Here is a 13646-nt window from a genome sequence, read left to right as displayed (position 1 = left end):
ATCAAAAAATGCCGTCGCCCCGCGTATACCCGTTCAGAACAGATTCCGCAAACCATGCCGGTCCAGGTAAGCCCAGGCGGCATGAAAATCCCGCCCGGTGTGCGGCTCCAGGGTGGCGCTGACGCGATGCGAGCGAAGCCAGTCCCAGAGTTCGTCCCACGGGATGGTGCCTTCTCCCAGCCCCAGATGCTGATCCGCACTGCCGTCATTATCGTGCAGATGCAGATGCATCGGAAAGGCCCCCAGAGCCGAGAGCCAGTCCGCCAGGTCGGCCTTGCGGGCCCCGTCGGCGAAGGCGTGCCAGTGCCCGATATCCAGACAGGCTCCGGCCCGGCCGCCCAGCGCCCGCAAGACCTGCACATGCTGAGCGGGCGTGGGCTCGAAGACGTTTTCCAGAAACAGGGGTACGCCATCCGCCCGCTCCATGACCATTCCCCATGTCTCAAGGGAATGGGCCAGCCACTGTTCCCGCATGTCCGGCGGCCACAGATGCTGGCCGTCCAGATGGGCCACGAAGTGGACGGGTTCGTAAACGCGGGCCGCGTCCACGGCCTGAAGCAGACGCTGACGGCACACGGAGCGCACCAGCGGGTCCAGGCTGCCGGGGTGGAGATCGAAGAAAGGCAGGTGAACGGCGCAGGAGAGCCCCGCGTCACGAAATGTCCGGGCGATTTCCCGGTGCCGGGCGGGAGAAAAAAGATCCAGCGCCAAGGCGTCCAGCCCCAGCTCCGGATGGAGGCGATGACGGAGAAAAAGGTCCAGATAGTGGGGATGCTGCTCGATGAAGCGCAGCGGCAGGTTGACAAAAAGCATCAGCCGCCGCTCTGATCCACGATGAGCCAGGTGTCAAAAGGGCCGGGCCGGAACAGAAAGGCATGGGCGGTGCTCCCGGGGCGGGACAGGACGGCCCGTACTCCGTCTTCGGCGATGGTGATGACGGGCTCGCCGGAAAAAGGGTTACTCGCATTCAGACTGACCGGGACTTCGCACTGGGGAGCATAGATTTCGGCCAGGGCGGCGCGGTCGCCGCCAGTCCAGAGCGCCTCGCCGTGCAGAAGCAGGGTCCGGATTTCCTTGTCCACGAGCCGGGCGTAGCCCTCGCGGTCTTCGGCTCCCAGTTCGACCCACTCTTCGCCCGCTATTCTCCAGACTCCCCCGTCTCCGGTCCAGTACAGCCTGCGGTGACCGCTCTTCCCGGCATGGGGAAAATCATGCTGGATAAAGGAGCTGACCATGTAGCCGGGGCCCTCCAGCACATGCAGATTCTCCACACGGATATCCACCCACGGAAGCCTGACCGATTCTTCCTGCACCTCCCGGACAAAGTCCGCAAAGGGCGCGCCCGAAGATTTTTCATACAAAGAGGCGTTGTAGAACTCGAAGAAGGCCGGGTCCCGGCGTTCCCTAGCACCGATCCATGACCATGTTCCGCGCGCCACCTCCGAAATGGATACGGAGGAAGCATTGTCCCAGTCCAGGGTCTGGGCGATGACCACCGGCGTCAGATGCGGGGTGATGTGCTCGTGCAGAGTGTCCACACGGGGGTTCTGCAGGGCCACGCAGCCCCTGGTCAGCTTGGGAGTGATGGGCGTACCGCGGCCGTGAATCCAGATACCGTAGCCGGTCTTGCCCCGCAGCCGGTCCATGGGGTTCGGATAATTCAGGGCGAAGGCCGTATTGCCGTAGAGAGTGTAATCCAGCTTCTTTTTGATCCTGTCGCCGATGAAGTACACCCCTTCCGGGGTTTTCAGGTCGCCTTCCTTCTGCTTGTCGCCGTCCCTGCGGCCCGTGGTGCAGACAAGCTCCTCCCTGTCCAGAGCATCATCCGCGGGACGCACGAAGTAGGTCCGCTGGCTTTCCTTGTCCACGGCCAAAAACAGAGCCGGCAGGCGGAAATGCGGGGTCAGGGAGGCTTTCCAGCCGTCCCCGGCGTGGGCGGTACCCACCAGCAGCAGAAAAAAAAGCAGCACCCGGCGCATGCGGTCAGCCCCGGGCGGTTTCCAGCAGTTCCCGGCGGGTGAATATGGTCCGCAGCTCGAAACCAGCCCCGGCCAGATTTTCGCGTCCGCCCTGTTCCCGGTCCAGCACGCCCAGCACGGCCACGATGTTCAGATTCTGCTCCCGCACCCGCTCCACGGCCTTGAGCAGGGTCCCGCCGGTGGTGATGACATCCTCCAGCAGGCACACGCTCTGCCCCGGCGCAAAGTTGTTCAGGCCCTCCAGATACTGGTTGGTGCCGTGCCCCTTGGGGGCCTTGCGGATGATGAATCCGGGCAGGGGATAGCCCTCCAGATGCGAGACCACGGTCACGGCCGAAACCAGCGGGTCCGCGCCCAGGGTCATGCCGCCCACGCCCTGGATGCCGCCCTGTTCGCGGATCATATCCAGAAAAAGCCGCCCCAGCAGCCAGGAGCCTTCCGGATGCAGGGCCGTGTGCTTGCAGTCGAAGTAATAATCGCTCTTCTGGCCGGAGGTCAGCGTGAAATCTCCCTCAAGGTAGGATTTTTCGACCAGCAGGCGGGCCAGACGCTTTTTCATGTCGGTCATATGCTTTCCCCGGAAGCGAACACGCGGTCCAGGATGGTCCGTTCGTGGCGCAGGTAGTAATTCAGGTCAAAGGCCTTATCCAGCCGGGCCTTGTCCAGCCGGGCGGCGATGTCCACATCGGCGCGCACGGCATCTTCAAAGGATGTCCGCTCCCGCCAGCAGCGCATGGCCACCTTTTGTACCATCACATAAGCTTCCTGGCGCGCCAGCCCCGCTTCCACCAGGGCCAGGAGAACCCTCTGGGAAAAGAACAGGCCGTGGGAGCCCATGAGATTTCTCTCCATGTTTTCGGGGATGACGCGCAGCCCCTTCAGCAGATTGTTCAGGCGGTGCAGCATGTAGTCCACAAGAATGGTGGAGTCCGGCATGATGACCCGCTCCACCGAAGAATGGCTGATGTCGCGCTCATGCCACAGGGCCATGTTTTCCATGGCCGCCAGAGCGTTGGAGCGGACCAGCCGGGACAGGCCGGTCAGATTTTCAGCGGAAATGGGGTTCTTCTTGTGCGGCATGGCCGAGGAGCCTTTCTGCCCCTGGGCGAAGCCTTCCTCTACCTCCAGCACTTCGGTGCGCTGCAGATGCCGCAGTTCGACGCACAGGCGCTCCACGCCCCCGGCCATGAGGGCCAGAGTGGTGAAATACTGGGCATAACGGTCGCGCGGAATGACCTGGGTGGAGGCGGGCTCCACTTCAAGTTCCAGAATGTCCAGAGCGCGCTTTTCCAGTTCGGGTTCGAGCTGGGCATAGGTGCCCACGGCACCCGAAATCTTGCCCACGCGGATATTCTCCACGGCCTCGGCAAAGCGGCGGCGGTGACGCTGGAATTCGGCGTGGAAACCGGCCATCTTCAGGCCGAAGCTGGTGGGCTCGGCGTGAATGCCGTGAGTGCGCCCCATGCACAGACGCCCGGCATGGGTCCGGGCCAGGATTTCCAGAGTGCCCAGCAGGGCGTCCAGACCCGAGAGAATGATGCGCCCGGCGCGGGTCAGAAGCACGGCATTGGCCGTGTCCACGATATCCGAAGAAGTGCACCCGAGGTGAATGTACCGCGCCGAAGGCCCGACCTTTTCCTCCACCGCCGTCAAAAAGGCGATGACGTCGTGTCTGGTGGTTTCCTCCAGAGTGAGAATCCGCTCCAGTTCGAAATCGGCCTTCTCGCGGATAGCCTGCATGTCCGGAGCCGGAATGACGCCCATGGCGTGCCAGGCTTCGCAGATGGCCAGTTCCACTTCCAGCCAGACCCGGAACTTCCGCTCCAGGGTCCAGAGCTGCCCCATTTCCTTGCGTGTGTAGCGTTCGATCATGATGGTGTACGGCCTGCGGCTGATGCGCGGGAAAAGAGTGAGGCCCGAAATGAGAAAGGCAGCCGAAGCTGCCTTCGTCAGGACGCCGTCGTCTGGGACGAGTCCGTCGCGGAGGAGGATTCCTTCTTGCCGTTGCCTCCGGTTTCCTTGGTGTACCCTGAGGCATACCAACCGCCGCCCTTCAGGACGAAAGAAGTACTGGAGATGAGCCGGTGAGCGGCCCCGCCGCACACGGGACAGGTTTTCGCCCTGTCCTGAAAGTCCTTCTGCCATTCCTCGAAGATCTGATGACAATCTTCGCAGGTATATTCATAAATAGGCATGATAACCTCCCGAAACCGGACCTACTTGTTTTTGCCGGCCGCCCTGGCTTCCCGGATGCGTTCCTTCAGCCTTTCCTGACGACGTTTGCGGCGGCGGTCCAGTTCCTTTTTCCGTTCGATTTTCTTGTGCGCCATTATGTAATCCTCCGAATATGGAAATCCTGTTGCGTTCAAGGACTGGATGCATATAATCCGGCCCATCTTCTTGTCCAGTCCCAAAAAACCGCCCCGCCGCAGACGGACACTCAGACCGCCCGCAACGTGTATTCTCTGCGGCCCAGTCCGAGCCCTTCGGCGTAGCCCAGAAGATAGCGGCCGCGCACATGGCCGTGAATGGCCTCGAATTTGTCCTGCCCCGGCGCAAGGCCCGCAGGCAGGGCGCTGGGATAAAGCGGCTGGGCCGCATTGACCATGTCCAGACAGGCCTGGTCCAGGGCCACCGGATCCCATGAGGCCAGAAGCCCCAGATCCGGGCAGATGGGCGCGTCGGAATAGCCCATGCAGTCGCAGCCCGGCCCGACCCGCTGCACAAAGGACAGATGCAGACTGGGCCGGGGACGGGACAGCAGGGCCGCGGCGGCGTATTCGGCCATGCGTTCCAGAAAGGTATTCACGTCCACCCGCCAGTCCACCTCCAGCCCCTTGGTCTTGCAGACCAGAAAACAGGCCGCGCAACCCGCACAGTTGTCCCGTTCGATCCGGATTCTGCCGTTTTCGTCCAAACTCAGGGCGTTGTGGGCGCACACGGCCACACACTGGCCGCAGCCCGCACAGTGATCCGGATGTATTTCCGGCCCCAGACCGCAGTGCTGCTGCATCTTGCCCTTACGCGTGGCGCAGCCCATGCCCGCGTTCTTGATGGCTCCGCCGAAGCCCGCCAGTTCATGCCCCTTGAAATGGCTGACGGTGACGAGCATGTCCGCGTCCACAATGTCCCCGGCCAGATAGAACGTGTCGAAATGTTTGCCCGCGAAAGGCACGGCCCGTTCGTTGCCGCTTTTGAGACCGTCGGCAATGATGACCGGCGCACCCAGCACATTGGGGTCAAAACCGTGTCTGGCGGCCTGAAGCCCGTGGGAAGCCGACTCGCCGCGCTGGCCCACGTACAGGGTATTGGTGTCCGTCAGAAAGGGCCTGGCTCCGCATTTGCGGATAAAAGTCAGGAGGGGGACAAGTTGCAGCGGCTGGATGTGGGCCGTGCCTCCGGCCTCGCCGAAATGCAGTTTGACGGCGGTCAGGTCGCCGCTTTGCAGCTTCGCGCCCAGCGCAGCCAGTTTGAGCAGCCTCTTGACCTTGACCTCGTACGGAGCCTTGCGCGAGGCGCGCAGGTCCCAGAAATACACTTCCGATGCGGCCATGATGGCTCCTCGTCTCCTGATTCGGCCAGGCGGGGAAACGCCCGGCCATCTCGCATATGCACTTTCCGCCCTTTCGACGGTGTTCGTCCGGCGGCCTTGACCTCGCCTTTCCCGCAAACTAGGCAGATTGCTTCGTCGGCATGAAAATCGACAGCCCTTTCCCGCCGGACTTTCCATGAGGGTCGGCGATGCGGCCGCAAGACTCATGCACGTCCCGCGACAATTACGAATTCGCAGAGCATGACCCATTCACCCGCCGGAGTAAACCGGCCAGACCGGGCATACGTTTTTTTCAACTCTTCCGGCAGCGGATTTTCATCAAGGAACATAGTGGATACGGACCGCATACACGAAGCCCTGCTCCGGGAATTTTCCGCCGGGGAAATGGAAAAATGGCGCCCCGCCCTGCGCATGGCCGTTGAAGACGGCGTGCTGACCGTGCATTTCCCGCATCGTTTCTTCGCGCAATGGTTCGCAGCCCATGTGCGCCCGCGTTTCGAGCGGGCCCTGGCCGGAGTGATCCCGGTGACCTACGAGAAAGGCTCCGTCCGCCCGTCCGATTCCTTTCCGGAGCCGCCCCCGTTCTTCCAGACGCCCGGAGAAACCGACCTGCCCTTTGGCTCCCGGTTCACTTTTGAAAATTTTCTGGCCAACAACAAGAACCACTTTCCCCTGGCCTCGGCCCGGGAAGTGGCCCAGAACACCGAAGCCAAATACAATCCCTTCGTACTGTGCGGCGAGAGCGGTTCGGGAAAGTCCTTCCTGCTGCGGGCCATGGCCAACGCCAGGGCTGGAACCGCGGGCGGAACCGTCCGCCTGACCGGGATCGAAGACATGCACAAGCTGTATTCGTCCCGAAGCGACGCGCGCGACGTGCTGCTCTCCGCCGATTTCCTGGCCGTGGACGATCTGCAGGACATCGCCCGGCATCAGCATCTGCAAAACGAGCTGGTGGCTCTGTTCGACGCCTTTCACCTGCGCCGCAGGCAGATGGTTTTCGCCTGCTCGGGCAAGGTGGCCAGGTTCGCCTTTCTCCACCAGAAGCTCAAATCCCGCCTGGAATGGGGTCTCATCGTCACCCTGAAGGCTCCGGATCTGGATATCCGCATGCGCTTCATCCAGAACCGCTGCAAGGAGCGCGGCCTGGACCTGTCCAAGGACAGAATCCTGCTGCTGGCCCAGCGCTTCGGGGACCTGCGCAACCTCGAAGGGTGCCTGCTGAAACTCTGGGCCTACCATGAACTGGTCCGGGAACGCATCTCCGACCAGGATTTCGAAAACATCCTGAGCCATCTGGACACCCGCGCCGCCACGCCGCTGACTCCGGAGCAGATCATGGACGAGGTGTGCGCAAGCTTCGGCGTGACCAGGGAAGACCTGCTGTCTCCGGGACGCCGCCACGAGCTGGTTCTCGCCCGTCAGGCGGGTATGTTTCTGTGCCGCAAACATCTGGGTCTGTCCTTCCCGGAACTGGGACGGATCTTCGGTGGCCGGGACCACTCCACGGCCTTGTACAGCTGTAAAAAAATCGAACAATTACAAAGAGATGACAAAGAGATAAAAAACAGGTTACACGACCTTTCCGGTCGATGTCTGGCTCTGGGCAGAGACGCTTGAGCGGCGCGGCCGGAGAAAACATGGCCGGCACGATTACTTGCCGCCGACATGCGCGCGAACCCGCCGCGGAACAGAAATTTCCAACATACACGAGGACCCGGCAATGTTTCTGAAAATACGCAAGGAAGACATCATCGACGGCCTGCTCAAAGCCGCGGCCATCATCCCCGCCAAAACCGGAGCGGCCTACCTGCGCACGGTCTGGCTCAGGGCCGGCGGCGAAACCCTTTCCATCATGGCCACGGATTCCAGCATCGAGTTCGTGGGCAACTACCCGGCCGTGGTCAGCGAGGGCGGCCTGACGGGCGTGTCCGGGAAGAAATTCTGCGAGCTCATGCGCCGCATGCCTCCGGGGGAAATCACCCTCAAACTGGATGCGGACGGCAAGCACCTGCACATTGAGCAGGGGCGGCGCAAATACAAACTGCCCTCCAACGATGCGTCCTGGTTTCAGGAGTTCACGCCCTTTCCGGAAAACAACGCAGTGCTCTGGAGCGGCGACTTCTTCAAGGAGGCCATAGACCGCATCGCCTTCTGCATTGCCGACGACGAGGAGCTGGGCAACATGAACTGCATCAAGCTCGCGGCCGTGGAAGGCGATGACGTGGAAATCTGCGGCCTGAACGGACATCTCTTCGGTCTGTTGCGCTTCACCAACGCTGAGATTCACAAGGTTCTGGGCGAGAGCGGCGCGCTCATCGCCAAAAAATACCTGCTGGAGATCCGCAAATGGCTGAGTAATGATGAAATAGAAATCAGCCTCTCGGACAAGCGCCTCTTCCTGCGGACCGGCAACCGCGGCGAAATCTTCAGCCTGCCCCTCAAGTCCTATGTGTTCGCCGACTACCGGAACTTCATCCGCCAGTACAAAGACCGCTTCACCTCCTCCCTGGAAGTGGACCGCCACGAACTGACCGACGCCCTGGAACGGATTTTCGTGTTCAATACCGAACTCAACAAGGCCACCTTTTTCGATCTGGCCCCCGAGGAACTGGCCCTGCACTGCCAGGGACAGGATGTGGGCGAAGGCCGGGAACTGATCGGATGCCGCTACAGCGGCGGACTGGAGAAAGTCGCCCTGTCCACCAAGATCATGCTGGAAATCATGGGGCATTTCACATCCGACACCCTGACCCTCGCCTTTGTGGGGGCGTCCGAGCCCTGCCGCATCACCGGCAAGGACGACGCCAATTACATGATCATCACCATGCCCGTGGAAATATCCGAAACCACCTATTACAGCGAAGAGGCCGTCTGACCGCCGCGGCCGTGAAAACGGCTCAGGCGTGCCACTGGCGGACGAACCGGCCTTCATTCTGGTAAACATACTTTGTAACGTACTCACATGACAAAGCCATCCACCTACACCGCGGACAGCATCACAGTTCTGGAGGGCCTTTCGGCCGTGCGCAAACGCCCGGCCATGTATATCGGCTCCACCAACGCAAACGGCCTGCACCATCTGGTTTACGAAGTCATCGACAACTCCATCGACGAGGCCATGGCCGGATACTGCGACCAGATCAAGGTCACGGTGCACATGGATAACTCCGTGACCATCGTGGACAACGGACGCGGCATCCCCGTGGACATCCATCCCAAGGAGAACCGGCCCGCCGTGGAAGTGGTCATGACCGTGCTGCACGCGGGCGGAAAATTCGACAACGATACCTACAAGGTATCAGGCGGCCTGCACGGCGTAGGCGTCTCCGTGGTCAACGCCCTGTCCGAATACCTGGAAGTGACCGTCAGCCGGGGAGGCCTGCGCCATTACCAGCGCTACCGCCGGGGCGTGCCCGAAGCGCCTCTGGCCGTGGTCGGCGAAACGGACAAGACCGGCACCCAGGTCCATTTCCGCCCCGACGAGGAAATTTTCGAGGAAATGGATTTCCAGTACGAAATTCTGGCCAAGCGCTTTGAAGAGCTGGCCTATCTCAATCCGGGAATCCAGATTGAATTTTTCGATGAGAAGTCCCAGAACCGGGACGTGTTCAGATACGAAGGCGGCATCATCTCCTTCGTCAAGAACAAGAATCAGGACAACGGCATCCACAGGATCATCGGCGGCAGCGGCGAGACCGACGGCGTGACCATCGATTTCGCCCTGCAATACACAGCCGGGTACAAGGAAAACGTCTATACTTTCGCCAACAACATCCGCACCCGCGAGGGCGGCACTCACCTTCAGGGTTTCAAGACGGCTCTGACCAGAGCCCTCAACACATACATCCAGGGCAGCGATCTGCCCAAAAAGCTGAAGCAGAAAGTCTCCGGCGACGACGTGCGCGAGGGCCTGACGGCCGTCGTCAGCGTGAAGATCCCGAGTCCCCAGTTCGAGGGCCAGACCAAGACCAAGCTCGGCAATTCCGAGGTGGCGGGACTGGTTTCCACCGTGGTCTACGAAAAGCTGAACGAATTCTTCGGCGAAAACCCGAAGGATGCCCGGCTCATCGTGGAAAAGGTCATCGATGCCGCCCGGGCCCGCGACGCGGCCCGCCGGGCCCGCGATCTGGTGCGGCGCAAGGGAGCGCTGTCCGACAACTCCCTGCCTGGCAAGCTGGCCGACTGCCAGAGCAAGGACCCGGCGGAAAGCGAAGTCTTCATCGTGGAGGGCGATTCGGCCGGCGGCTCGGCCAAGCAGGGACGCAACCCCAAGTTCCAGGCCATCCTGCCCCTGCGCGGCAAAATCCTGAACGTGGAAAAGACGCGCTTCGACAAGATGCTCCAGAACAAGGAAATCAAAGCCCTCATCACGGCCATGGGCGCGGGCATCGGCGAGGACGACGTGGACCTGTCGCGGCTGCGCTATCACAAGATCATCATCATGACCGACGCCGACGTGGACGGGGCGCACATCCGCACTCTGATCCTGACCTTTTTCTACCGCCAGTACCAACAGCTGGTGGAGCAGGGCTACCTCTACATCGCCCAGCCGCCGCTGTACCGGGTGCACAAGGGCAGCTTCGAGCGCTACATCAAAAACGAAGAGGAAATGAACGATTTCCTGGTCCGGCGCGCAGCGGAGGAACTGGCTCTGGTCCGGCCGGACGGCGAAGAAGTCCGGGGCGAGGAACTGGACCGGATGCTGCGGCGGATTCTGGCCCTGCGGGAGCTGACCCTGGACGTGGCGGGCATGGGCGTGCCCGAATCCCTGTTTCTGGCCCTGAGCGCGGGCTCCGAGCAAATCGTGCCCGATGTATTGCGGGTGGATGGTCTGCCTGCCTCTTTCGTCCGGGAAATGGAGGGCAGCGGATACACGATGGAGCTGGTCCACGAGGAAACCCCGGCCCAGTCCGAATCCTTGGAGGCGGACACACGCCTCTATGTGCATTTCACCGACATAAACGGGCACAGCCAGCGCCTGGGAGTGGAATTCTTCGCTTCCAAACGCTACCGCCGGGCCATGGACCTGCGCCGGGAAGTCGAATCCATCTGCCCCGGCCCGGCCTACACCATCCGTGGCAAGGATGCCGAAACTTCCGCCGACGGCATGTTCCCGCTGATCTCGCAGGTGCTCGAACTGGCCCAGAAGGGCCTGAACATACAGCGCTACAAGGGCCTGGGCGAGATGAACGCCGAGCAGCTCTGGGACACCACCATGAATCCGGAGGTGCGCACCCTGCTTCAGGTCAGCATCGACGACGCAGTGGAAGCCGACGAGCTTTTCAATAAACTGATGGGCGACAAGGTGGAGCCCCGGCGCGACTTCATCGAACGCAATGCTCTGGCGGTGGGCGATCTGGATATTTAGGGGATTGGATGCCGTGGAACCGGGCTGCCCGGAAATTTTTCTCCAACCGGATCAGCCAGTTCACCCCATTATTTAGAGAAAGGAACGTGAATCGCTCCGGACCAAACTGATACGCTGAAAATTTTCCCGCATTCCGCAAGCAGGCCGAACCGGCCCGCCCTATCGAGGTATACGTGTCCAATATCAGCATCGAAAAAGAACTTCAGAAATCCTATCTGGAATACTCCTTAAGCGTCATCATCGGCCGGGCCATTCCCGACGTGCGCGACGGCCTGAAACCCGTGCACCGGCGCATCCTGTTCGCCATGCACGAGCTCGGCAACAGCTACAACCGGCCGTACAAGAAGTCCGCCCGCGTGGTGGGCGACGTCATCGGCAAGTTCCATCCTCACGGCGACTCCGCCGTGTACGACGCGCTGGTGCGCATGGCCCAGGACTTCAACATGCGCGATCCGCTGGTGGACGGCCAGGGCAACTTCGGCTCCATCGACGGCGACGCCGCCGCCGCCATGCGTTACACTGAAGTGCGCATGTCCCGCCTGGCCGGGTCCTTTCTGGCGGACATCGAGAAAGAGACCGTGGACTTCAGGCCCAACTACGACAATTCCCTGCAGGAACCGGCAGTACTGCCGAGCAGAGTGCCGAACCTGCTGGTCAACGGCTCCTCTGGCATCGCCGTGGGCATGGCCACCAATATCCCGCCGCACAATCTGGGCGAAGTGGTGGACGCCACCCTGCGCCTGCTGGATGACCCGTTTGTTTCCATCGACGAGCTCATGACCAGCATCAAGGCGCCGGACTTTCCCACCGGGGCGCTCCTGTACGGCAGAGAAGGCATCCGCGAGGCCTACCACACGGGTCGCGGCTCCGTGCGCATCCGGTCCAGAATCGAGGTGGAAAAGCGGAAAGGGGATCTGGAATCCATCGTGGTCCGGGAAATTCCCTACGCTCTGAACAAATCCACCCTGGTCGAGAAAATCGCCCTGCTGGTCAACGAGCGCAAGCTCGAAGGCATCACGGACCTGCGCGACGAGTCGGACCGCAAAGGCATCCGCATCGTCATGGACCTGAAAAAAGGCGTGTTCGCGGACGTCATCATCAACCAGCTGTTCAAGTACACGTCTCTGGAAACGAGCTTCGGCATCAACATGATGGCCGTGGTCAACAACCGGCCGCAGCTTCTGAATCTGAAGCAGGTGCTGGAACATTTCCTCGAATACCGCCGCGAGGTCATCATCCGGCGGTCGCGCTTCGACCTGAAAAAGGCCCAGCACAAGGCGCATATTCTGGAAGGTCTGCGCATCGCCCTGGATTTCATCGACGAGGTGGTCAACCTGATCCGCGCCTCCAAAACTCCGCAGGAAGCCAAGGAGCGGCTGTGCGAGCGGTTTTCCCTGTCCGAGGTTCAGGCTCAGGCCATTCTGGACATGCGCCTGCAGCGCCTGACCAATCTGGAACGTGAAAAGCTGCTGGAGGAGTACGCGGAACTGCTCAAGCAGATCGAATACCTGACCAGCGTCATTGAAAATCCGGAAGAGCTCAAGTCCGTGGTGCGCCAGGAGCTGACGGAACTGCGCGACACGTTCGCCACGCCGCGCAAATCCGAAATCATGGCTCACGATCCGGGCTCCATCGACGTGGAAGACATCATTCCGGACGAGCCGGTGGTCGTCACCCTGTCCCGCAACGGCTATCTGAAGCGGACCGGTCTGGACAACTACCGGCAGCAGCGCCGGGGCGGCATGGGCATCACCGGCGTGCAGGTGGCGGACGAGGATTTCATCACCTCCATCCTGACCACCTCCAACCACCAGTACATGAACCTGTTCACCAACAAGGGCCGCATGTACCAGATCAAGGTGCACCAGATCCCCGAGGGCAGCCGCACGGCGCGCGGCAAGCACGTGGCCAACCTGCTGCCCCTGGACAGCAACGAATACATCGCCGCGGCCATGACCAGCCGGGACTTTGACCGCGAAAAATTCTACTTTTTCTTTACCCGCCAGGGCGTGGTCAAGCGCAGCTCAGTGGATTTGTACCGCAATATCCGCACGGCCGGGCTAATTGCCCTGAGCATGCGCGAGGACGACGAACTGATCGGCGTGTGCGAAGTCGAGGGTGAAGACGAAATGGTCCTGGTCACGGAGGACGGCTACTCCATCCGTTTCGCCTGCGCCGATGTCCGGCCCATGGGCAGGCAGGCCACGGGCGTGAAAGGCATCGCCCTGCGCAAAGGCGACAAGGTGGTGGCGGGCGTGGTCATCGCCAGGGATTCCCGGCAGGAGCTGCTCACGGTGGCCGAAAACGGCTACGGCAAGCGCACCCAGGTGGAACATTTCCGCGCCCAGTCCCGGGGCGGCAAGGGCGTCATCAACATGCGCATCACACCCAAGACGGGCAAGGTGGTGGGCGCCATGATGGTGCTGCCTTCGGACGAGCTCATTCTGCTCACCTCGGGCGGCAAGATCATCCGCATCGGCATTGCCGGCATCAGTCTGGTGGGCCGCACGGCCCAGGGAGTGCGGCTGGTACGCATGGAAGACGACCAGACCGTGGTCTGCTTCGACCATGTGCCCGTGGAAAACGGAGATATGCCCCCGACCGCCGTGTCGAAGCCGGATGCCGGCCCGGAAGAGGAGCCCGAAGACGAGTCGGAAAGCGAAGATTTCGAGGGCGAAGAACGTGGAGAGTGGGAGTAGAAGCGCCCATTGAGCAGATACGGTTCTTGTCGCAGGGCAAACAAAAA

Annotated in this window: 10 protein-coding genes; 4 read left to right on the top strand and 6 right to left on the bottom strand. The window is 61.4% G+C overall.

Annotated features, from left to right (window positions below):
• Positions 1 to 33: 33 nt before the first annotated feature.
• The 6 genes from AXF15_RS05340 to AXF15_RS05315 form a co-directional block, all read right to left on the bottom strand.
• The gene (locus AXF15_RS05340) at positions 34 to 813 is read right to left on the bottom strand and encodes a sugar phosphate isomerase/epimerase family protein (protein ID WP_066604367.1); all 780 of its coding nucleotides are present in this window, start codon (positions 811 to 813) and stop codon (positions 34 to 36) included.
• The gene (locus AXF15_RS05335; RefSeq protein ID WP_066604365.1) at positions 813 to 1979 is read right to left on the bottom strand and encodes a L,D-transpeptidase family protein; all 1167 of its coding nucleotides are present in this window, start codon (positions 1977 to 1979) and stop codon (positions 813 to 815) included. Before AXF15_RS05335 ends, AXF15_RS05340 begins: the two co-directional genes overlap by 1 nt.
• 4 nt (positions 1980 to 1983) lie before the next feature.
• Complete coding sequence (gene pyrE, locus AXF15_RS05330) at positions 1984 to 2547, bottom strand: orotate phosphoribosyltransferase (RefSeq protein WP_066604364.1); 564 nt, start codon at positions 2545 to 2547, stop codon at positions 1984 to 1986.
• Positions 2544 to 3851 (bottom strand): adenylosuccinate lyase, encoded by a 1308-nt coding sequence (gene purB / locus AXF15_RS05325; protein WP_066604362.1) that lies wholly within the window; start codon positions 3849 to 3851, stop codon positions 2544 to 2546. The genes pyrE and purB overlap by 4 nt, the downstream gene beginning before the upstream one ends.
• A gap of 77 nt (positions 3852 to 3928) precedes the next feature.
• A complete protein-coding gene (locus AXF15_RS05320) occupies positions 3929 to 4174 on the bottom strand; it encodes an FmdB family zinc ribbon protein (protein WP_066604361.1) in 246 nt (81 codons plus the stop codon).
• Between the two features lie 245 nt (positions 4175 to 4419).
• Positions 4420 to 5532 carry a DUF362 domain-containing protein gene (locus tag AXF15_RS05315; RefSeq protein WP_066604356.1) on the bottom strand — a complete coding sequence of 371 codons (1113 nt, stop codon included), beginning with the start codon at positions 5530 to 5532 and terminating at the stop codon, positions 4420 to 4422.
• A 330-nt stretch (positions 5533 to 5862) separates the two neighbouring features.
• On the opposite strand from AXF15_RS05315, the gene AXF15_RS05310 reads away from it, so the two are divergent.
• From AXF15_RS05310 to gyrA, 4 genes are all read left to right on the top strand, one after another.
• Entirely contained in the window at positions 5863 to 7149 is a 1287-nt protein-coding gene (locus AXF15_RS05310; protein ID WP_066604348.1) for a helix-turn-helix domain-containing protein, read from the top strand.
• Between the two features lie 103 nt (positions 7150 to 7252).
• The gene (gene dnaN, locus AXF15_RS05305) at positions 7253 to 8407 is read left to right on the top strand and encodes a DNA polymerase III subunit beta (protein WP_066604344.1); all 1155 of its coding nucleotides are present in this window, start codon (positions 7253 to 7255) and stop codon (positions 8405 to 8407) included.
• A gap of 87 nt (positions 8408 to 8494) precedes the next feature.
• Positions 8495 to 10900 carry a DNA topoisomerase (ATP-hydrolyzing) subunit B gene (gene gyrB, locus AXF15_RS05300; RefSeq protein ID WP_066604341.1) on the top strand — a complete coding sequence of 802 codons (2406 nt, stop codon included), beginning with the start codon at positions 8495 to 8497 and terminating at the stop codon, positions 10898 to 10900.
• Positions 10901 to 11073: 173 nt separating this feature from the next.
• Positions 11074 to 13599 (top strand): DNA gyrase subunit A, encoded by a 2526-nt coding sequence (gene gyrA / locus AXF15_RS05295; RefSeq protein ID WP_066604331.1) that lies wholly within the window; start codon positions 11074 to 11076, stop codon positions 13597 to 13599.
• Positions 13600 to 13646 lie beyond the last annotated feature (47 nt).

Origin of the sequence: Desulfomicrobium orale DSM 12838 (genome assembly GCF_001553625.1) — a bacterium.
GTDB classification, from domain to species: domain Bacteria; phylum Desulfobacterota; class Desulfovibrionia; order Desulfovibrionales; family Desulfomicrobiaceae; genus Desulfomicrobium; species Desulfomicrobium orale.
The sequence above is the reverse complement of the archived record's forward strand: the minus strand, read 5'-3'. Positions and strand labels throughout refer to the sequence as shown.